22 protein-coding genes are annotated in these 18,517 nt (G+C 67.9%); 9 read left to right on the forward strand and 13 right to left on the reverse strand.

All coding sequences use genetic code 11. The features are described from left to right. Positions 1 to 9: 9 nt before the first annotated feature. Positions 10 to 252 carry a DUF1653 domain-containing protein gene (locus AC30PD_RS22510; RefSeq protein WP_489537937.1) on the forward strand — a complete coding sequence of 81 codons (243 nt, stop codon included), beginning with the start codon at positions 10 to 12 and terminating at the stop codon, positions 250 to 252. Further along, positions 249 to 902: a DUF1345 domain-containing protein gene (locus AC30PD_RS22515; RefSeq protein WP_489537938.1), complete on the forward strand. Its 654-nt coding sequence runs from the start codon at positions 249 to 251 to the stop codon at positions 900 to 902. Before AC30PD_RS22510 ends, AC30PD_RS22515 begins: the two co-directional genes overlap by 4 nt. Here AC30PD_RS22515 and purN read toward each other — a convergent pair. Then, positions 899 to 1,522, reverse strand: coding sequence for a phosphoribosylglycinamide formyltransferase (gene purN, locus AC30PD_RS22520; protein ID WP_489537939.1), 624 nt, complete (start codon positions 1,520 to 1,522; stop codon positions 899 to 901). The two genes, AC30PD_RS22515 and purN, sit on opposite strands and share 4 nt — an antisense overlap. 35 nt (positions 1,523 to 1,557) lie before the next feature. Here purN and trpS point away from each other — a divergent pair, with 35 nt between their 5' ends. Further along, positions 1,558 to 2,553: a tryptophan--tRNA ligase gene (gene trpS, locus AC30PD_RS22525; RefSeq protein WP_489537940.1), complete on the forward strand. Its 996-nt coding sequence runs from the start codon at positions 1,558 to 1,560 to the stop codon at positions 2,551 to 2,553. Here the strand turns inward: trpS and AC30PD_RS22530 are convergent. From AC30PD_RS22530 to AC30PD_RS22565, 8 genes are all read right to left on the reverse strand, one after another. After that, a complete protein-coding gene (locus AC30PD_RS22530) occupies positions 2,547 to 3,848 on the reverse strand; it encodes a tryptophan--tRNA ligase (RefSeq protein ID WP_489537941.1) in 1,302 nt (433 codons plus the stop codon). The two genes, trpS and AC30PD_RS22530, sit on opposite strands and share 7 nt — an antisense overlap. 16 nt (positions 3,849 to 3,864) lie before the next feature. After that, entirely contained in the window at positions 3,865 to 4,218 is a 354-nt protein-coding gene (locus tag AC30PD_RS22535; RefSeq protein ID WP_489537942.1) for a RidA family protein, read from the reverse strand. Then, positions 4,215 to 4,910 carry a glycerol-3-phosphate 1-O-acyltransferase PlsY gene (gene plsY / locus AC30PD_RS22540; RefSeq protein ID WP_489537943.1) on the reverse strand — a complete coding sequence of 232 codons (696 nt, stop codon included), beginning with the start codon at positions 4,908 to 4,910 and terminating at the stop codon, positions 4,215 to 4,217. The genes AC30PD_RS22535 and plsY overlap by 4 nt, the downstream gene beginning before the upstream one ends. A gap of 60 nt (positions 4,911 to 4,970) precedes the next feature. Further along, the gene (gene ybaK / locus AC30PD_RS22545) at positions 4,971 to 5,456 is read right to left on the reverse strand and encodes a Cys-tRNA(Pro) deacylase (protein ID WP_489537944.1); all 486 of its coding nucleotides are present in this window, start codon (positions 5,454 to 5,456) and stop codon (positions 4,971 to 4,973) included. Positions 5,457 to 5,460: 4 nt separating this feature from the next. Beyond that, positions 5,461 to 6,516 carry an aldo/keto reductase gene (locus AC30PD_RS22550; protein WP_489537945.1) on the reverse strand — a complete coding sequence of 352 codons (1,056 nt, stop codon included), beginning with the start codon at positions 6,514 to 6,516 and terminating at the stop codon, positions 5,461 to 5,463. A 43-nt stretch (positions 6,517 to 6,559) separates the two neighbouring features. Then, on the reverse strand, positions 6,560 to 8,113 hold the full coding sequence (gene gshA / locus AC30PD_RS22555; protein ID WP_489537946.1) for a glutamate--cysteine ligase: 1,554 nt from the start codon (positions 8,111 to 8,113) through the stop codon (positions 6,560 to 6,562). 83 nt (positions 8,114 to 8,196) lie between these two features. After that, on the reverse strand, positions 8,197 to 8,772 hold the full coding sequence (locus AC30PD_RS22560; protein WP_489537947.1) for a GAF domain-containing protein: 576 nt from the start codon (positions 8,770 to 8,772) through the stop codon (positions 8,197 to 8,199). Positions 8,773 to 8,803: 31 nt separating this feature from the next. Further along, complete coding sequence (locus tag AC30PD_RS22565; RefSeq protein ID WP_489537948.1) at positions 8,804 to 10,591, reverse strand: SulP family inorganic anion transporter; 1,788 nt, start codon at positions 10,589 to 10,591, stop codon at positions 8,804 to 8,806. A 72-nt stretch (positions 10,592 to 10,663) separates the two neighbouring features. Here AC30PD_RS22565 and AC30PD_RS22570 point away from each other — a divergent pair, with 72 nt between their 5' ends. The 6 genes from AC30PD_RS22570 to arsH are packed head-to-tail and all read left to right on the forward strand — an operon-like array spanning position 10,664 to position 14,480. Continuing rightward, positions 10,664 to 11,344, forward strand: a complete 681-nt coding sequence (locus tag AC30PD_RS22570; RefSeq protein WP_489537949.1) for a class I SAM-dependent methyltransferase — start codon at positions 10,664 to 10,666, stop codon at positions 11,342 to 11,344. Continuing rightward, on the forward strand, positions 11,341 to 12,270 hold the full coding sequence (locus AC30PD_RS22575; protein ID WP_489537950.1) for an SMP-30/gluconolactonase/LRE family protein: 930 nt from the start codon (positions 11,341 to 11,343) through the stop codon (positions 12,268 to 12,270). Before AC30PD_RS22570 ends, AC30PD_RS22575 begins: the two co-directional genes overlap by 4 nt. 31 nt (positions 12,271 to 12,301) lie before the next feature. Beyond that, positions 12,302 to 12,631, forward strand: coding sequence for an ArsR/SmtB family transcription factor (locus tag AC30PD_RS22580; protein WP_489537951.1), 330 nt, complete (start codon positions 12,302 to 12,304; stop codon positions 12,629 to 12,631). Further along, entirely contained in the window at positions 12,622 to 13,335 is a 714-nt protein-coding gene (locus AC30PD_RS22585; RefSeq protein ID WP_489537952.1) for an aquaporin, read from the forward strand. Before AC30PD_RS22580 ends, AC30PD_RS22585 begins: the two co-directional genes overlap by 10 nt. Then, entirely contained in the window at positions 13,316 to 13,771 is a 456-nt protein-coding gene (gene arsC / locus AC30PD_RS22590; RefSeq protein ID WP_489537953.1) for an arsenate reductase (glutaredoxin), read from the forward strand. The genes AC30PD_RS22585 and arsC overlap by 20 nt, the downstream gene beginning before the upstream one ends. Beyond that, positions 13,758 to 14,480, forward strand: a complete 723-nt coding sequence (gene arsH, locus AC30PD_RS22595; protein WP_489537954.1) for an arsenical resistance protein ArsH — start codon at positions 13,758 to 13,760, stop codon at positions 14,478 to 14,480. The genes arsC and arsH overlap by 14 nt, the downstream gene beginning before the upstream one ends. Before the next feature lie 7 nt (positions 14,481 to 14,487). Here arsH and AC30PD_RS22600 read toward each other — a convergent pair whose 3' ends face one another. From AC30PD_RS22600 to AC30PD_RS22615, 4 genes are read right to left on the reverse strand one after another with little or no spacing between them, the layout of a single operon-like run. Beyond that, positions 14,488 to 15,465, reverse strand: a complete 978-nt coding sequence (locus tag AC30PD_RS22600; protein WP_489537955.1) for a Bug family tripartite tricarboxylate transporter substrate binding protein — start codon at positions 15,463 to 15,465, stop codon at positions 14,488 to 14,490. A gap of 32 nt (positions 15,466 to 15,497) precedes the next feature. Next, on the reverse strand, positions 15,498 to 16,541 hold the full coding sequence (gene gtdA / locus AC30PD_RS22605) for a gentisate 1,2-dioxygenase (RefSeq protein ID WP_489537956.1): 1,044 nt from the start codon (positions 16,539 to 16,541) through the stop codon (positions 15,498 to 15,500). A 1-nt stretch (position 16,542) separates the two neighbouring features. After that, positions 16,543 to 17,241, reverse strand: coding sequence for a fumarylacetoacetate hydrolase family protein (locus AC30PD_RS22610; protein WP_489537957.1), 699 nt, complete (start codon positions 17,239 to 17,241; stop codon positions 16,543 to 16,545). Between the two features lie 33 nt (positions 17,242 to 17,274). Beyond that, on the reverse strand, positions 17,275 to 18,486 hold the full coding sequence (locus AC30PD_RS22615; protein WP_489537958.1) for a 3-hydroxybenzoate 6-monooxygenase: 1,212 nt from the start codon (positions 18,484 to 18,486) through the stop codon (positions 17,275 to 17,277). Positions 18,487 to 18,517: the final 31 nt, after the last annotated feature.

Here is an 18,517-nt window from a genome sequence, read left to right on the forward strand (position 1 = left end):
CTTGGGTCGATGAGCGACGACGACCTGCCCGCCCTGCCCCACACGCCCCTCGGCCGCTACCGCCACTACAAGGGCGGCGAGTACGAAGTGATCGGCGTGGCCCGCCACAGCGAGAGCAACGAGCCGATGGTGGTCTACCGGCCGCTCTACAACGCCACCGGCTGGTGGGCGCGGCCGCACGCGATGTTCTTCGAGAGCATCGTCATCGATGGCGCTCTGCGCCCGCGTTTCGAACCGGTCGCCAGCCCGTGAAAGTGATCGTCAGCCACCTGCGCGCCCACCCGCGGCTGATGCTCGCGGGCGCGGTCGGCGTTCTGGCTGCATTCGCCGCACCCGGCATCGCGAACCCGGTGACACGCGCGCTGCTGGGCTGGAACGTGAGCGTCTGGCTGTACCTGGTGCTGGTGGCGTGGGTGATGACGCACGCCGGCCCCGAGCGGGTCAAACAAGTGGCGATGGCGCAGGCCGAAGGCGCACTCGCCGTGCTCGTGATCGTGACACTGGCGGCCACCGTGAGCCTGGCCGCGGTGGTCTACGAACTGTCGATCGCCAAGTCGCCGGGTTCGGCCCAGGCCTGGCCACGGCTGCTCTACGTGCTGGCCACGGTGGTGGGCTCCTGGCTGCTGGTGCCGACCCTGTTCTCGCTCAATTACGCGAGCCTGTTCTATCGAAAGCACGAAGGCGAAGGCCTGCAGTTCCCCGACGCCGACAAGAACTTCAAGCCCGACTACGGCGACTTTCTCTACTTCTCGTTCACGATCGCCGTGGCTTCGCAGACCTCGGACGTGATCGTTTCGACGCGTGCGATGCGCCGGCTCGTGCTGTTGCAGGCGCTGCTGTCGTTCGCGTTCAACACGAGCATCCTCGCCTTCACGATCAACATCGCGGCGAGCCTGTTCTAGAACAGCTGGGCCTCGCCCCGCTTGTGCGTGACCACGCCCCCGACGACATTCAATTCGCCACGCACCAGCCAGCTCACCGCGCGCGGGTACATCACGTGCTCGCGCTCGAGCACCCGCGCTTCCAGCACATCAGCCGTGTCGCCAGGCAGCACCGGCACCGCGGCCTGCGCGATGACGGGCCCGTGATCGAGCGCGGGCGTGACGAAATGAACCGTGGCGCCCGCCACTTTGCAACCGCCCTCGATCGCCCGGCGGTGCGTGTTCAAACCCGTGAACGCCGGCAACAGCGACGGGTGCACGTTGACCATGCGCCCCGCGTAGCGCTCGACGAAGCCATCGGTCAGGATGCGCATGAAGCCCGCCAGCACGACCACGTCGGCCGCGAAGGCGTCGATCGTGCGCGCCAGTTCGGCGTCGAAGGCCTCGCGCGATGCGAAGGCCTGGTGAGCGACCACCGCGGTGGCGATGCCATGCTCGCGCGCGAATTCCAGCCCTTGCGCATCGGCCCGGTTGCTGAGCACACCCACCACCTGCGCCGGCCAGCGCTCGGCGGCACAAGCGCGCACGATGGCCTCCATGTTGGAGCCGCGGCCCGAGATGAGGATGACGATATTTTTCATGGGGCGCGCAGTGTAGCTGCCTACAATTTGCGCCGATGAAACCCCGCGTGCTCTCCGGCATGCGCCCCACCGGCGCATTGCATCTCGGCCACTACCATGGCGCGCTGAAGAACTGGGTGAAGCTGCAAGACGAGCACGAGTGCTTCTACTTCGTCGCCGACTGGCACGCGCTGACCACGCACTACGACGATCACGCCGATCTGGAACGCAACGTCTACGACATGGTGGTCGACTGGCTCGCCGCCGGCATCGACCCCGACCGCGCCACGCTGTTCATCCAGAGCCGACTGCCGGAACACGCTGAGCTGTTCACACTGCTCGCGATGGGCACACCGCTGTCGTGGCTGGAGCGTGTGCCGACCTACAAGGACCAGATGAAGGCGCTGGCAGGTCGTGACCTCGCGACCTACGGCTTTCTGGGCTACCCGCTGCTGCAGGCAGCCGACATCCTCATCTACAAGGCGGCTTTCGTGCCGGTCGGCGAAGACCAGGCGCCGCACGTCGAGATCACGCGCGAGGTGGCGCGCCGCTTCAATCATCTGTACGGAAAAGGGCAGACGGTGTTGCCCGAACCTGCGACGCTGCTCACCGAGACCAGCAGGCTGCCCGGCCTCGATGGCGCGAAGATGAGCAAGAGCCTGGGCAACGACATCGCGATGCGCGAAGAGCCGGCCGAGGTCGAACGCAAGATCAAACGCATGCCGACCGACCCCGACCGGGTGCGCCGCACCGATGCCGGCAACCCGGAGCGCTGCCCGGTCTGGCAGTTCCACACGCTGTATTCCGATGCCGACACGCGAGCGTGGGTCGTGAAGGGCTGCACCACGGCGGGCATCGGTTGCCTGGAGTGCAAACAGCCCGTGATCGACGCGATCAGACTAGAACAGGAACCCTGGCGCGAGCGGGCCGAGACCTACCTCGCCAACCCGAAGCACGTGCACTGGATCGTCGAGGTCGGCACCGAGCGTGCCCGCACCGTCGCGCGCAAGACGATGCGCGAAGTGCGCGGCGCGATGGGCCTGAACTACTGAGCCGCGAACGCGGCGAGCGCGTCGCTCACGTCTTGCGCGCTCACGCCTTCGCTGCGCGACACCGGCGCTTCGCCGAGTGCCGAAGCACCGTCGGTCTTGAGCCGGCTCACCCACTGGCCGGCATCGCGGCCGGACTCGAAGGCGGCGCTTTGCAGCAGCAAACGGCCATCGGCCGCCGCGAGCTTGAAGTAGAACTTGCCGTCGGTCTCGCGGTATTGCTTGAAAGTCGGCAGCGCGGCTTTCGCCTTGACCACCGTCGAACTCGCCGGTGCGCCCACCGCCACCATGCGCCGCAAGCCCACCGCCTCGCGCAGCGTGGCCAGGAACGGCGCCGCCACGGCCCGCGCCTTGCGCGCACCTTCGAGAAGCGTTTCTTCGATGCGCTCGGGGTGCGCGATCAGATCCGCATATCGCTCGCGCATCGGGGCGATGTCACGCTCGATGCGCTCGACCACCACGGCCTTGGCGTCGCCCCAGGCCATGCCTGCGCGCAGGTCGGCGCGCAGCTTCGCGCGCTCGGCATCGTTCGCAAACGCTTCATAGATCGCCACGAGGTGCGAGCCTTCCGGCTCTTTCGCCTCGCCCGGTGCGCGCGAGTCGGTCACCACGCGCGCCAGCGCTTCGCGCAGGCCTTTGGCGCCGCCTTCGAACAGCGGCACGGTGTTGTCGTAGCTCTTGCTCATCTTGCGGCCATCGAGACCCGGCAGCATGGCCACACGCTCGTCGATGTTCGCTTCGGGCAGGACGAACAGCTCGCGCCCGGCGCCGAACAGGTGGTTGAAACGTTGCCCCAGGTCGCGCGCCATCTCGATGTGCTGCACCTGGTCGCGCCCCACCGGCACGCGGTGCGCGTTGAACATCAGGATGTCGGCGGCCATCAGGATCGGGTAGCTGAACAGGCCCATCGTGACGCCGGCGTCCGGGTCTTCACCAGCGGCCGTGTTCGCGTCGGTCGCGGCCTTGTAGGCGTGCGACCGGTTCATCAGGCCTTTCGAGGCGACGCAGGTCAGCAGCCACGTCAGCTCGGGGATCTCGACGATGTCGCTCTGCCGATAGAAGGTCACGCGCGAGGTGTCCAGGCCCGCCGCGAGCCAGGTGGCGGCGATCTCCAGGCGCGAGCGTTCGATGCGCGCCGGCTCGTCGCACTTGATCAACGCGTGGTAGTCGGCCAGAAAGAAAAAACTCTCCACGCCCGGCTCGCGGCTGGCCTCGATCGCCGGCCGGATCGCGCCCACGTAGTTGCCGAGATGCGGTGTGCCGGTGGTGGTGATGCCGGTGAGAACGCGTTGTGTCATGGAGGCAGCCGCCGCTTCAGATGGCCGCGGTCACGACCAGCTCGATGCGCCATTCGGGTTTTGCCAGGTTCGCCTGCACCGTGGCACGCGGCGGCGCGTCGCCGGGCGCGAGCCAGTCTTCCCAGACTTCGTTCATCACCGCGAAGTCGGCCAGGTCGCGGATGAAGATCTGGCACATCAGGATGTGCGCGTTGTCGGTGCCGGCCTCATGCAGCAGCTTGTCGATCGCGGCGAGCACCTGCGTCATCTGGCCGCGGATGTCCTGGCTCGCGTCGGCAGCCACCTGCCCCGCCAGGTAGACCGTGTTGTTGTGGATGGTCATCTCCGACAGTCGGTCGCCGACGTGGAAGCGGCGCAGGCCCTGGCTCATGTTTTCTCTCCGTGCTTGTTGGAATGTTGACGTGAATGTTTATGCGCGTTCTTCGCAGCCGCTGCGGGCCCCACCGCACCGGCCGCTTTCTGCCCGAGCTTGCTCTCGGTGCCCTTGAGCAGCTTCTGGATGTTGGCGCTGTGGCGCCAGACGAGCAGCAGGCCCATCACCGCCACGCTGATGGCCGCCGGGCCTCCGCCCCAGATCAGCAGCTGGTAGAACGGCGCGAACACCGCAGCCACGATGGCGGCGAGCGACGAGTAACGAAAGAAGGCCGCGATGATGACCCAGGTCGCCAGCGTGGCCAGCCCGAGCCACGGGTTCAGCCCGAGCAACACGCCGGCCGCCGTGGCCACGCCCTTGCCGCCCTGAAAGCGGAAGAACACCGGCCACAGGTGGCCCAGGAACGCGGCCAGCGCGACCAGGGCGACCGTGCCTTCACCCAGGCCGAAGCGCGCGCCGAACTGATCGGCCAGCACGACCGGCACGTAGCCCTTCAGCGCGTCGAGCAGCAACGTGAGCACCGCCGCCGCCTTGTTGCCCGAGCGCAGCACGTTGGTGGCGCCGGGGTTGCCCGAGCCGTAGGTGCGCGGGTCGTTCAGGCCCATCAGCCGGCTCACGATCACGGCGAACGAGAGCGAGCCGATCAGGTAGGCCGCCAGGGTGGCGAGCGCCGGGTACAGGGTCTGCATGGGAGACAGGGCGAAAAGAAAAGGTCCGCTATTTTGCGCTTGGTAACGGCGCGGCCCGATTCAGAGCGCGCAGTTCACCGGCTTCGCGCCGAGCAGGCGCGTCAGCACCGCCGGTTCGATGCCGACGAGGTAACCGCGCCGCCCGCCGTTGATGCAGATGCGCGAGAGCGCCAGCGCCGTCTCTTCGACGTACACCGGCATCGGCTTGCGCAGGCCGAACGGCGAGGTGCCGCCGACCTGGTAGCCGCTGTGGCGCTGCGCCACTTCGGGCTTGCAGGGCTCGACCGACTTGGCGCCGATCTGGCGCGCCAGGTTCTTGGTGCTGACCTGCTTGTCGCCGTGCATCAGCACGATCAGTGGCTGGGCGCGTTCGTCCTGCATTACCAACGTCTTGATCACTTCGGCCTCGGGCACGCCGAGCTGTCGTGACGATTCGGCCGTGCCGCCGTGCTCGACATACTCGTAGACGTGCTCGGTGAACGCCACGCCGTTCTCGCGCAGGAACTGCGTTGCCGGCGTTTCGCTGACGTGGGCCTTCTTCTTCACGGCCTCACTGCGCCGGGTCGCGGTGCGTCCAGCGGATCGCGTCGATCTTCGCCAGCAGTTCGGGCGACAAGGTCGTGCCCCAAGCGTCGATGTTCTCGTCGAGCTGCGCGCGTGTCGTCACGCCGATGATCGTGCTCGCCACACGCCAGTTGGTGTAGCAGAAAGCCAGCGCCAGGCGCGTCGGCGTGAGGCCGTTGGCCACCGCGAGTTCGTTGTAGAGGCGTGCCGCGGCAAAGGTTTCGGGCCGCCCCCAGCGCTGCTTGCGCACCGACTCGAACAGCGCGATGCGGCCCTGGTTCGACAGGCCCGTGTCGTACTTGCCGGTGAGCGTGCCGAAACCGAGCGGCGAATATGCGAGCAGCGACACGCCTTGCCGGTACATCACCTCGTCGAGCCCGTTGTCGACCGAGCGATTCACGAGCGTGTACGGGTTCTGCACCGTGGCCACGCGCGGCAGGCCCAGCTCGTCGGCCAGGCGGATGAATTCCGACAGGCCCCAGGGCGTTTCGTTGCTCAGGCCGATGTGCCGCACCTTGCCGGCGCGCACCAGGCCGGCAAAAGCTTCGAGCTGCTCGCGGATGCTGCTGAATTCCTTGTCTTTCGACGGGTCGAAGTACACCGCGCCGAACGAGGGCGTGTTGCGGTTCGGCCAATGCATCTGGTACAGGTCGATCACGTCGGTCTGCAGGCGCTTCAGGCTGTCGTTGCAGGCCTCGGCGATCTCTGACGGCGTGACGTTGCCACTGCCATTGCGAATCCAGTCGGACGCGCGCGACGGGCCGGCCACCTTGGTCGCCAACACCACCTTCTGGCGCGCGCCCGGTCGCTTGGCGAACCAGTTGCCGATGAAACGTTCGGTCGAGCCCGAGGTCTCGCGCCGCACCGGCACCGAATACATCTCGGCGGTGTCGATGAAGTTGATGCCACGCGCCAGCGCATGGTCGAGCAGCTCGTGCGACGTCGGCTCGTCGACCTGCTCGCCGAAGGTCATGGTGCCCAGGCAGATGGGGGTGACACGCAGGTCGCTGCGGCCGAGGGGGACGGTGTTGAAGGTGCTCATGGCGCCGGAGTCTAGCGCCGGCGCCACGCGTGCGCCGGGCGACTCAGGCGTGCGCCGGCACCCGCTTGCCCGAAACGCCGAGCCGCTCGACCGACAGGTACTGCTGCCGGTAGATCTCGAACGGCATGCTGTCGTTGGCCTCGATGCTCATCTGCACCTCGACCGAGGCCTTCGACAGGGCAGCGTACTTCGCCTGCAGTTCGTTCGGGTAGGGCAAGGCGAGCAGCCGGTTGCGCGTCTGCTCCGACTGCGCGCGGGTGAAAGCCACGTAGGAGCTGTCGAAATCGCGCGCCATCGCGGCGAGCACACGCGCCGACGGGGCGGTGTCGGTATTCGCCAGCGTGGCCGATGCGGCGGCCAGCGTGTCGCGGTAGTCAGAGCCGCCGTGCAGTGCGTCGAGCGTGGCCGCGATCGGCTCGAACGCCGCCAGCAACTCGCCGCCCCAGTCCACCAGGCTCACTTCGCTCGCGCCGCGCTCCAGCTTCAGGCCCGGCTCGCGCCCGCGTGCCGCCACCTTCTGCTGGTTGCGTGCCAGCGCCTTGATCTCATCCGGCGAATCGGGCGGGCTGTCGCTGAGCAGGCAGTGCAGCAGGAACAGGTCGATGAACTGCATCGTCGAAGCGCCGATGCCGACCGGCTCGAACGGGTCGAGGTCCATGCAGCGCACTTCCACGTATTCGACACCGCGTTCGCGCAGCGCGTGCAGCGGGCGCTCGCCGGGGAAGATCACGCGCTTCGGGCGGATCGTGCCGTAGAACTCGTTCTCGATCTGCAGCAGGCTGGTGGCGAGCTGGTTGTAGTCGCCACCCGGGTTGCGGATGCCGACCGCTTCGTAGGCCGGGTAGGGTTTCGTCAGGGCTTCCTGCAGCGACGCGGCATAACTCTCGAGGCTGTTGTAGCTGACCGAAAGCGACGACTGCGCGTCGCTCTGGTAACCCAGCCGCCCCATGCGCAACGAGGTGCCGTGCGGCATGTGCAGCGTGTGGCCCTTGAGCGGCTGCAGCTCGTGCTCGCGGCCCGCCACGAAGGTCGAACACAAGGCCGGCGACGCGCCGAACAACGTCAGCAGCAGGAACGAGTGGCGGCGGAAGTTGCGGATCAGGTCGAAATACTGCTCGGTCGACACGCCCGGCATCGACCAGTTGTAGTGAATGCCCGAGATCGTCTGCATGCGCCGGCCGTAGCGGTGGCCCAGGCCCATGCGGTACACGCTCTTGGCGCGCCCCACGTTCGACGAGCCGTAGCGCCCGAGCGGAATGGTCTCGTCGGTGGGCAAGCCGCAGGGCATGCTCGAGACCCACAGCATCTCGTCGCCCTGCTCTTTCAGGGCGCGGTAGGTGAACTGGTGGATCTGCGTCAGCTCGTCCAGGCATTCCTGCGCACTAGGGTGCACGCCGGTCACGAACTCGAGCTGCGACTCGCTGAAGTCGGTGGTGATGTTGGGGTGGGCCAGTGCCGAACCGAGCGCGGCCGGGTGCGGGGTGAGCGCCAGGCCGCCCTCGGGGCGCGCGCGCAGGCTCTCCTTTTCGACTCCGCGCAGCATGCCGCGCAATTGCGCTTCCGGCAGCGCTCGCAGGCGTTGGTGCAAAACGCTCATGCGCGTCTCCTCAGAATCTGTCTTGGGGCGGAAGGTACCAGACCTGTGCCCGACGCGCTGGCGCAAGGCCGGAGCGAAATCGGCTAGGGCCTGCGCAAGATCGGCGCCATCGGGCGCGAGGGTGAAGCCCAGAGCGCCTCGTCGCCGGCCGCGGCCATCAGCAGCGCCAGCTTGGCGACGAGGGCGCGCAGGTCGCGGATCTCTTCGGCGCGCCATTCACGCACACGATCGGTCTGCTCGCAGCACACCATGCCGTAAGCGCGCCCGTTGACGGTGAAGGCGGCGTCGAGCATCGACAGCACGCCGTTGGGCAGCAGGTAGTTCTCGCGCATCGGCTGAAGATGCGGGTCGTGCATCGTGTCGTGGCCGACGTACATGCCGGTGCGCACCAATACGTCGAAGTAGTCGCGGTACTCGGTCTCCAGCAGGTGGCGTTCGCTGGTGACGAGCTCACCGCCGGCCGCCTTCGAGGCCAGGCACAACAGACTGAGCGCGCCCGGCGTGCCGTCGAAGCGCCACAGGCTGACGCGCGAGCATTGCAGCTGGCCGATGATCACGTCGATCACCGCCGCGCGGGCTTCGTCGCGGCTGCAGGCTCCGGCGTAAAAAGCGGCGCCGATGTCCTGCAGACGTGCGAAGCCGGGCAAGCGTGTCACCATGAAGCAAGTATGGCCGCAGTTCAGCGCCGACTCAAAGCGCCATGGGCGGCGGCAGCGTGGCGCACTCCTCGAACGCGCGTACCGGGCAGCGCGCGCAGATGTTGCGGTCCAGCCGCTCGAAGATCGTGTGGATGGCGATGCGCTTGGTCGGGAAGATGTGGTCGCTGCCCAGTTCCTCCGTGAACCCGACGCGCTGCCAGAGTTCGAGCACCGGCGGGCGCGGGCGGTGGAAGTACAGGTCGCCGCCCGCAGCGCGACGCGTCTGCAGCTCGGCCCGCCACAGCTCTGCGGCCGGCAGGTCGATGAAGTTCATGCTCTTGGCCATCACCAGCAGGTGCTTTGCCGCGTCGGGTGCGGCGCGCATGTCGCGCAGCTGGTCGGCCACGTGCGGCACGGCGCCGAAATAGACCTCGCCTTCCATGCGGATCATCTTCAGCTGCGGGCATTCGGGCAGCGCCGCCGGCACGTCGGCGCGCACGACAAAGGGCCGCTCGGCGGCCACGCCCTTTTCACTCACCTTGTCGAAACCCATCACGCGCATGTAAGGCCGCGAGGTCCGGTGCAGGTAAACCACCAGCGACAGGAAGGTGCCGAGCACGATCGCCATCTCGATGCGGATCGTCACCGTCGCCAATGCCGTGACGGCTGCAATGGCGAAGTCGTCACGGCCGTCGCGCCACAGCCGGCGCCAGCCGGGCACGTCGAGCAGCGACCATGCCACCACCAGCAAGAGCCCGGCGATCGCCGGCAACGCGATCAGCGCCAGCAGCGGCGCCGTGAACGCCAGCAGGAGCAGCAGCCACATCGACGCGAACACCGCGGCCAGCGGTGTGCGTGCGCCGGCCTCGAGGTTCGGCAAAGAGCGGTTCAGCGAGCCGCAGGAAACGTACGACGAGAAAAACCCGCCGACGATGTTCGACAAGCCCTGCCCGCGGAACTCGCGGTTCGCATCGATCGCCTGGCCCGAACGCGCGGCCACCAGCTTGGCAATGGAGATCGACTGGCCGAGCGCCACGATCGTCAGCGCGAACGCGATCGACAGCAACTCGGGCAGGTTGCCGAACGGCAGCGCCGGAAGCTGGAAGCGCGGCCAGATCGCCGGCAGGCTGCCCACCACGGCCACGCTGCCCCACTGCGGCCACGGCGACGCGCTGTTCAACACGAACGCGAGCGTGGTGCCGGCCACCAGCCCAAGCAGCATGCCCGGCCAGCGCGGCACCACACGCCGGGCCAGCAACACCACCACGACCGTGCAGGCCGCCACCATGAGCGCCGCCGGCCGCAGCGTGCCGAACCGTTCGCCCAGATGCATCAGCAGCGCCCCGGTGCCGTGTGCCGCCGGCCCGCCCAGGCCGAGGGCATCGGTCAGCGCGTGCAGCGCGATCAGCACCGCCGCGCCGCTGGTGAAGCCGCGCAGGGCCGAGGGCGAAATGAAGTTGGCGATGGAGCCGAGCCGCAGCGCCCCGATCAGCCACTGCATCACACCCACCAGCACCGTGACCGCGAGCGCGAGCTGGATGTAGGCCGGCGAGCCGACCACCGCCAGCGGCGCGAGCATCGCGAACAGCGCCAGCGAGTTGGCGTTGGTCGGGCCCGAGACCACATGCCAGCTCGAACCGAACAGCGCCGCGACCACACACGGCACGATGGCGGTGTACAGGCCGTATTCGGGCGGCAAGCCGGCGAGCGCAGCAAAAGCAAAACCTTGCGGCAGCACCAGCAGCGCGCCCAGCACACCGGCGACCAGGTCGGCACGCAACGTTTGGGGGCTGAGGTGCCGCACCCAGGGGCCGAAGGTTCGCGAAAGCAGATCCTGCATGGCTGGCATTGTGCGTTGCCCGGGCAGGCGATTTGGCGGCGTAGCATGGCCTGCGAGATAGCCGCATCTTCCATGACCCCCGCTCACCGCCCGCCTCCCGACCACAGCGCAGCGCTCGCGCAATACCGGCGCCGCGCGGTGGTCTACGACCTGGAACTGGCCTTCTTCGAGCCGGTGCGGCAGCGCGCCATCGAGAGGCTCGCGCTGCGCAACGGCGACCAGGTGCTCGACGTGGGTTGTGGCACCGGCCTGAGCCTGCCGCAGCTGCACCCTGCCGTCGGCGCGGCGGGTCGCATTGTCGGCATCGAGCAGAGCCCCGAGATGATCGCGCTGGCGCGCGAGCGCGTGGCGCGCTGCGGCTGGAAGAACGTGGCGCTGATCGAAGCGCCGGTTGAAACCGCGCGCCTCAAAGGTCGGGCCGATGCCGCGCTGTTCCATTTCACTCACGACATTCTGCGTGAACCGCGGGCCATCGCGAACGTGCTGCGCCACCTGCAGCCGGGCGCGCACGTGGTGGCCTGCGGCCTGCAGTGGGCGCGCTTCTGGGCCTGGCCGGTGAACCTGTTCGTGTTCGGCGCGGCGTGCCACTCTGTCACGACACTGGCCGGGCTCGCCAGACCCTGGAGCCTGCTCGCGCCCCATCTGCAGCAACTGCAAGTCGAAGCCATGATGGCTGGCGGTGTGTTCATTGCCAGCGGCGTGCTGAAGCGGCCACCCGAACAAGCCAAGAACACAAGCGGAGACACCCCATGAAGATTCGCGAAATCGCCACCGGCCTGCAGTTTCCCGAAGGCCCGGTCGCCATGGACGACGGCTCGGTGCTGCTGGTCGAGATCGCGCGCGGCACGCTCAGCCGCGTCATGCCCGACGGCCGCGTGCAGGTCGTCGCCGATCTCGGCGGTGGCCCGAACGGCGCGGCCATCGGCCCCGACCGCGCGGTCTACGTCTGCAACAACGGCGGCTTTCGCTGGACGCGCGAGGCCGACGGCACGCACCGGCCGATCGGCCAGGCCGAAGACTATTCCGGCGGGCGCATCGAGCGGGTCGACCTGGCAAGCGGCCGCTTCGAGCGCCTGTACGAATCGGTCGAGGGCCTGGGCCTGCGCGGCCCGAACGACATCGTCTTCGACGCGCACGGCGGCTTCTATTTCACCGACCTCGGCAAGGTGCGCGAAACCGAGATGGACCGCGGCGGCCTCTACTACGGCCAGCCCGACGGCAGCGCCGTCAGCGTGATCGCGCGCCCGGTGCTCACGCCCAACGGCATCGCGCTTTCGCCCGATGGTCACACGCTCTACTACGCCGAAACCGAAGGCGCGCGCCTGTGGGCCTTCGACATCAGCGCGCCGGGCCAGGTGCGCAAGGACGCGTGGCCGTCACCCCACGGCGGCCGGCTGCTCGCAGCCTCACCCGGCAACCACTGGCAACGCTTCGACTCGATGGCGGTCGACGCGCTCGGCAACGTGTGCGTGGCCACACTGATGCACGGCGGCATCAGCATCGTCTCGCCCGACGGCAGCCTGACGAGCCATGTGCCGCTGCCCGACCGATTCACGACCAACCTTTGTTTCGGCGGCAAGGACCGGCGCACCGCGTTCGTCACGCTCTCGGGCAGCGGCCGGCTGATCGCGATCGACGACTGGCCGGTGCCCGGGCTGAAGCTGAATCACGAGGCTTGACAGACTTTTATAATTCAAGCATTATTGAATTATGGAAGAACAAGACGTCGTCAGATCTCTCGCCGCGCTGGCGCAGGAAAGCCGGCTGCGCGTGTTCCGCACGCTGGTGGTTGCCGGCCCGCTCGGCCTCACGCCGGGCGCGTTGAGCGAAGAGCTCGGCCTGGCGGCCACCACCTTGTCGTTCCATCTCAAGGAACTGATGAACGCCGGCCTCGTCTCGCAACAGCGTGACGGCCGCAACCTGATCTACCGCGCCGCCTACGAACGCATGAACGCGGTGCTGGCCTACCTCACTGCGCACTGCTGCCAGGGCAAGGACTGCCTGGTGACGACGCAGCCCAGCGCGTCGGCATGTTGCTGACCGGCGGCGCCGGCGGCGAAGCGACGGATTTCGCTGCGCAGCGAGCGCGCGCCCTGCCGCGCAAACTCTTCGCCGAGGCGCTCGGTACGTTGCTCCTGCTCACGATCGTGATCGGCTCCGGCATCATGGCCGAGCGCCTGTCGGGTGGCGACATGGCCCTGGCGCTGCTCGCGAACACCTTGGCCACGGTCGGCGGGCTGTACGTTCTGATCGAGGTCTTCGGCCCCGTCAGCGGCGCGCACTTCAACCCGGCGGTCAGCGCCGTCATGGCGTGGCGCGGCGATTTGCCAAAGGCTGCGCTCGTTCCGTACATCGCGGCGCAACTCGTCGGTGCGATGCTCGGCGCGTGGCTGGCCCACGCGATGTTCGACATGACGATCCTGCAGTTCTCGGGCAAGCTGCGCAGCGGCACCGGGCAGTGGCTCGCCGAAGCCGTGGCCACCGCCGGCCTGCTACTGGTCATTCTTCGCGCGCCGCCCGGCAAGGCCTCGGCGATGGTCGCGGCTTACATCGGCGCGGCGTACTGGTTCACCGCATCCACTTCGTTCGCGAACCCCGCCGCTGCTTTCGGCCGCATGTTCAGCGACAGCTTCGCCGGCATCGCGCCGGCGAGCGTCTTCGGCTTCGTGCTGGCGCAATGCGCCGGCGCCGCCATCGGCACAGCCATCCACCACGGGCTCGGACATGACAAACCCGCACACTGAAGCGACCAGCGCTTCGATCACGATCTATCACAACCCCGCTTGCGGTACCTCGCGCAACACGCTGGCGCTGATCCGCAACAGCGGTGTCGAACCGGTGATCGTGGACTACCTGGTCACGCCTCCCGGCCGCGCGAAGCTGGTCGAACTCATCGCGGCACTCGGGGTGCCGGTGCGGGCGGTGCTGCGCACCAAGGGCACGCCTTACGACGAACTGGAGCTCGGCGACCCGGGCTTGAGCGACGACGCGTTGATCGACGCGATGGTCGCGCACCCGATCCTGATGAACCGGCCGATCGTCGTCACGCCGCTGGGCACACGGCTGTGCCGCCCGTCCGAGACCGTGCTCGACATCCTGCCTTCGCCGCAGCTCGGCGCCTTCAGCAAGGAAGACGGCGAGCCCGTCATCGACAACAGGGGTCGTCGTGTCGTTGCTTGACCTGAGCCTGCCCAACCTCGATGCCACGCTGCTCGACAAGCCGAGCCGCACGCGCCTGGCTGGCGCCGGCACATCGACTCACCCGCCCCGGTTTCTAGTGCTCTACGGTTCGCTGCGCGAGCGCTCGTATAGCAAGCTGCTGGCGCTCGAAGCCGCACGCCTGCTCATCGCCATGGGCGGCGAGGTCCGGGTCTTCGACCCGGCTGGCCTGCCCTTGCCCGACGCCGCACCCGACACCCACCCCAAGGTGCAGGAGCTGCGCGAAGCGACAACCTGGGCCGAAGGCATGGTCTGGACTTCGCCGGAACGCCACGGCGCGATGACCGGCATCATGAAAGCACAGATCGACTGGATACCGCTCAGCATCGGCGCGGTGCGGCCCACGCAGGGCAAGACGCTCGCGGTGATGGAAGTCTCGGGCGGCTCGCAGTCGTTCAACGCGGTGAACCAGCTGCGTGTGCTCGGCCGCTGGATGCGCATGATCACGATCCCGAACCAGTCGTCGGTGGCCAAGGCCTACCAGGAGTTCGACGAGGCCGGGCGCATGAAACCTTCGGCCTACTACGAGCGCGTGGTCGACGTGATGGAAGAGCTGATGAAGTTCACGCTGCTGACGCGCGACGTGGCTCCTTACCTCGTAGACCGCTACAGCGAGCGCAAGGAATCTGCCGACATGCTGTCCAGACGGGTCGACCAGCGCGCGATCTGAGGCTCGCCTACTCCAGGCTGATGTTCGCCTTCTTCACCAGCTGCTCGTAGACCTTCGACTTGGCTTCGGCGTTGCGGCCGATCTCTTCCGGCGACCAGGCGATCGGCTCGAACGCGAAGGTGTCGAAGCGGGCCTTGACCTCGGCGTCGGTCAGCACCTTGGCCACGTCGGCGTTGATCTTCGAGCGCACCGCCGGCGCCAGGCCCTTGGGCGAGACCAGCACCACGAAAGCGTTCACGTCGAAGTCTTTCGGGCCGCCGGCTTCCGCCGCGGTCGGCACCTCGGGCACCTGCGGCAAGCGCTTGTTCGCGGCCACCGCGATGTAGCGCAGCTTGCCGGCCTTGTAGGCTCCCGAGCTCGAAGGCAGCGTGCCCAGGCTCCAGCTCACGTCGCCCGCGCCCACCGACATGAAGAGCTGGCTCACCTCGCGGTAGGGAATGTGCTGCATGTCGATGCCGGTCTGCATCTCGAGCAGCGTGCCGCCCAGGTGGCCCGGGCTGCCCACGCCCCATGAGCCATAGCTCACCTTGCCGGGCGCGGCCTTCGCGGCGGCGACGATGTCGGCGAGGGTCTTGAACTTGGAGTCGGTGGGCACCGCCACCAGAAACGTCGTGCGGAAGATCGAGGCCACCGGCTCGAAACTCTTCACCGCGTCGGCGCCGCGTTGTTTGTAGAGGTGCGGCACGGCGGCCAGGTGGTCGCTGTCGAGCTGCAGTAGCGTGTAGCCGTCGGGCGTGGCGCGTTTGACGGCGTCCATCGCGATCAGGCCACCGCCGCCGGGCTTGTTCTCGACCTGCACACGCTGGTTCCAGAGCTTGCCGAGTTTTTCGGCGACGAGCCGGAGCGTGGCGTCGGGGCCGCTGCCGGGCGCGAACGCGGTGATCAGCGTGACCGGCTTGTTCGGGTAGTCGGCCTGTGCAAAGGCAGGCGCGTGAAACAAGGCGGAAGCGCCGAGCAGCGCCGCGAAGATCGTGTTGTGTTTCATGGGTCTGTCTCTGGTGGTTTTTGGTATCGAAGTCAGTTCGCCAGGCGTTGTTCGCGGAAGAAGCCGAGCTTCTCTTGCGCCACGCGGTCGGAGTACGAGAACAGCACGAGGTCGTCGCTCGCGTGCAGGGTGTAGGCCAGCCAGCCGGGCACCACGACCACGTCGTGTGGCGCCAGCACGAAGCGCTGCGCGCCGACGCGGATCTCGCCGGTTCCTTCGACCGCGACGAAGACCATGCTGTCGCTGGAACGATACGGCTTCGTCGCGAAACCCTTGGGCAGCACGCGGATCATCGTCGCCATCGTCGGCATCGCCCAGCCACCGTCGAGCGGGTTCACGTAGCGCATCAGGTGGCCCAGGTGCGCGTCGGGCGCACCGGCGCGGGTGAGCGCATGCAGCGCTTCGCGGGTGCGGGCATACGGGTAGTTGAACACCGGTGAATTCAGCGACGGAGAGCGGTAACCGACCGGCAGCAAGCCGCTGCCGTAACGCGCGAGCGCGTCGCCCACCGGTCGTGTGACTTCGGCCTCCATCGTGTGGTGGTCTTCGCGGAAGGTGCTGTTGAAGAGCGCGACGATCGGGATGTCGAGCCCGTCGAGCCACACCATCGGGCCGCTCGCTTCGTGGCCGTGGTGGTGGAAGGTCCACGACGGCGTGATGACGAAATCGCCCGGCTGCATCAGCGTCTTCTCGCCGTCGACCGTGGTGTGGGCGCCGCTGCCTTCGATGATGAAACGCAGCGCGCTCTGCGTGTGGCGGTGCGCGGGCGCCACCTCGCCCGGCATGATGAGCTGCAGCCCGGCGTACAACGAGCTCGTGATCTGCGAGCTGCCGCGCAGGCCGGGGTTCTCGAGAATCATCACGCGGCGCTCGGCCTCGGCAGCGCTGATGTGCCGGGCCGATTCGAGCACGTAGGGGCGCACGTCTTCGTAGCGCCAGTGGTGGGCCACGCCGACGGGCGTGGGTTCGGCCGGCACCAGCGACTTCAGGCGCGTCCACAGCGGCGCCATGTTCTGCGTGTCGGCGCGGCCGTAGAAGGCCTCGCGCTCGGCTTGGTTGTTGGGCGCGCGGTCCATCTCAGACCACCCGCACTTTCAGCTCGCCCAGGCCGTCGATGCCGCCGTGCATCGTCTGCCCGCGTTCGACCTTGCCCACGCCTTCGGGCGTGCCGCTGTAGATCAGGTCGCCCGGCTTGAGCTCGAAGTAGGTCGACAGGTTGGCGATGACTTCGGGCACCGACCAGATGAGTTTGGCGATGTCGCTGCGCTGGCGGTCGGCGCCGTCGACCTTGACCCAGACCGCGCCCTGCGTCGGGTGGCCGACCTTCGAGGCCGCGTGGATCGGTGCGATCGGCGCAGATTCATCGAAAGCCTTGCCCAGTTCCCACGGCCGGCCCTTGTCGCGCAGCTTGAGTTGCAGGTCGCGGCGGGTCATGTCGAGGCCCACGGCATAACCGAACACGTGTTCGTTGGCGCGCTCGGCCGAAATGTCGCGCCCGGCCTTGCCGATGGCCACAACGAGCTCGATCTCGTGCTGGTAGTCGCTGCTCTGGCTCGGGTAGTGCACGTCGACGGTCTGGCCGGGCAATGCGACGACGGTGGCGTTGTCGGGCTTGCAGAAGAAGAACGGCGGCTCGCGGTCGGGGTCGAAACCCATTTCGCGGGCGTGCGCCGCGTAGTTGCGGCCGACGCAGTAGATGCGGCGCACCGGAAAGACGGTGTCGGTGCCGGCCACCGGCACGGTGACGCGGGGTTCGGGGTCGAGAGCGAAGTTCATGAGCAGGGTCTCCAGCAGAAATTCTTGAGCAGATCAGGCAGCGAGGCAATGTTCGGCACGCCAACCGTAGAGCCATTCGAGTGCGTCGTAAAAACGCTCGGGCGCACGGCCGCGCCAGAGGTCGTTGCGAACGAGGCGCTCCACGCCCTTGGCGTGGTAGATGCGGCCCATTTCGCGCGCCGACAGCACCACACGCGCGGTCCGGGCGACGCGCGAGCGTTCGTAGTGGGCAAACGCGGTGCTGAAGTCGCCGTTGTGCGCGGTGGCGTTCGCGCGCAACGCTTCGCCCAGCGTCACCGCGTCTTCGAGCGCCATGCAGGCGCCTTGCGCGAGGTATTGCAACATCGGGTGTGCGGCGTCACCGAGCAGCGTGGCGCGGCCGAAGCTCCACTGCGCGATCGGTTCGCGGTCGGCCGTGGCCCAGCGCTTCCAGCTCTTCGGCAGCGAAAGCAACTGGCGCGGCCGCTCGCCGATGCCAGCGAAGTACGACTGCACTTCTTCGGCGCTGCCTTCGCTGACGCTCCAGGTCTCTGCATCGCGGCTGTGGAAGGTGACGACCAGGTTGTACTGCTCGCCGCCGCGCAACGGGTAGTGCACCAGGTGGCAGTTCGGGCCGACCCAGACGGCGGGTGCGTTCCAGCGCAGGTCGGCGGGAAAGTCGGCGGCATCGACGACCGCACGGTAGACCACGTGGCCCGACACGCGCACCGGGTCGCCCACGAGCTGCTGGCGCACCGCCGACTTCACACCGTCGGCGCCGATCAATGCGGCGCCGCGGTGGGCCTGGCCACTCACGTCGAACACCGTCACGCCGCTGGCGTGCTGCTCGATGTGCTCGACCTTTGTCGAAGTGCAGAACTCGATGCGCTCGGTCTGTTTCACCGCGTCGAACAGCGCGCCGTGCACGTCGGCGCGGTGGATCACTGCGTACGGGTTGCCGAAGCGCTGGCGGAACGCGTCGCCGACCGGAATGGCGCCGACCTCGGTCTCGTCGACCGCGTCCATCATCACCATGCGCTCGGTGTACACGGCCGCGGCGCGGGCACGCTCACCCACGCCCAGCGCGTCGAAAGCCGCGAACGCGTTCGGCCCGAGCTGGATGCCGGCGCCTATTTCGCCGATCTGCGGCGACTGTTCGAGCACCTTGACGCTGAAACCCTGGCGCGCCAGCGCCAAAGCCGCCGCCAGGCCGCCGATGCCGCCACCGGCGACCAATAACGGCGGTGACGTGTTGCTGGAGTTCATGCCGACCTCGCTTGATGAATTGCGTGCTGAT

It is taken from the genome of Rhizobacter sp., assembly GCF_032229685.1.
Classification (GTDB): Bacteria; Pseudomonadota; Gammaproteobacteria; order Burkholderiales; family Burkholderiaceae_C; genus LMDS01.

Bases quoted from the DNA above. Each gene is read 5' to 3' on its own strand.
- AC30PD_RS22510 (WP_489537937.1), top strand. From the start codon at position 10: ATGAGCGACGACGACCTGCCCGCCCTGCCCCACACGCCCCTCGGCCGC.
- purN (WP_489537939.1), bottom strand. From the start codon at position 1,522: ATGAAAAATATCGTCATCCTCATCTCGGGCCGCGGCTCCAACATGGAG.
- trpS (WP_489537940.1), top strand. From the start codon at position 1,558: ATGAAACCCCGCGTGCTCTCCGGCATGCGCCCCACCGGCGCATTGCAT.
- AC30PD_RS22530 (WP_489537941.1), bottom strand. From the start codon at position 3,848: ATGACACAACGCGTTCTCACCGGCATCACCACCACCGGCACACCGCAT.
- AC30PD_RS22535 (WP_489537942.1), bottom strand. From the start codon at position 4,218: ATGAGCCAGGGCCTGCGCCGCTTCCACGTCGGCGACCGACTGTCGGAG.
- plsY (WP_489537943.1), bottom strand. From the start codon at position 4,910: ATGCAGACCCTGTACCCGGCGCTCGCCACCCTGGCGGCCTACCTGATC.
- AC30PD_RS22550 (WP_489537945.1), bottom strand. From the start codon at position 6,516: ATGAGCACCTTCAACACCGTCCCCCTCGGCCGCAGCGACCTGCGTGTC.
- gshA (WP_489537946.1), bottom strand. From the start codon at position 8,113: ATGAGCGTTTTGCACCAACGCCTGCGAGCGCTGCCGGAAGCGCAATTG.
- AC30PD_RS22560 (WP_489537947.1), bottom strand. From the start codon at position 8,772: ATGGTGACACGCTTGCCCGGCTTCGCACGTCTGCAGGACATCGGCGCC.
- AC30PD_RS22565 (WP_489537948.1), bottom strand. From the start codon at position 10,591: ATGCAGGATCTGCTTTCGCGAACCTTCGGCCCCTGGGTGCGGCACCTC.
- AC30PD_RS22570 (WP_489537949.1), top strand. From the start codon at position 10,664: ATGACCCCCGCTCACCGCCCGCCTCCCGACCACAGCGCAGCGCTCGCG.
- AC30PD_RS22575 (WP_489537950.1), top strand. From the start codon at position 11,341: ATGAAGATTCGCGAAATCGCCACCGGCCTGCAGTTTCCCGAAGGCCCG.
- AC30PD_RS22580 (WP_489537951.1), top strand. From the start codon at position 12,302: ATGGAAGAACAAGACGTCGTCAGATCTCTCGCCGCGCTGGCGCAGGAA.
- AC30PD_RS22585 (WP_489537952.1), top strand. From the start codon at position 12,622: ATGTTGCTGACCGGCGGCGCCGGCGGCGAAGCGACGGATTTCGCTGCG.
- arsC (WP_489537953.1), top strand. From the start codon at position 13,316: ATGACAAACCCGCACACTGAAGCGACCAGCGCTTCGATCACGATCTAT.
- AC30PD_RS22600 (WP_489537955.1), bottom strand. From the start codon at position 15,465: ATGAAACACAACACGATCTTCGCGGCGCTGCTCGGCGCTTCCGCCTTG.
- gtdA (WP_489537956.1), bottom strand. From the start codon at position 16,541: ATGGACCGCGCGCCCAACAACCAAGCCGAGCGCGAGGCCTTCTACGGC.
- AC30PD_RS22610 (WP_489537957.1), bottom strand. From the start codon at position 17,241: ATGAACTTCGCTCTCGACCCCGAACCCCGCGTCACCGTGCCGGTGGCC.
- AC30PD_RS22615 (WP_489537958.1), bottom strand. From the start codon at position 18,486: ATGAACTCCAGCAACACGTCACCGCCGTTATTGGTCGCCGGTGGCGGC.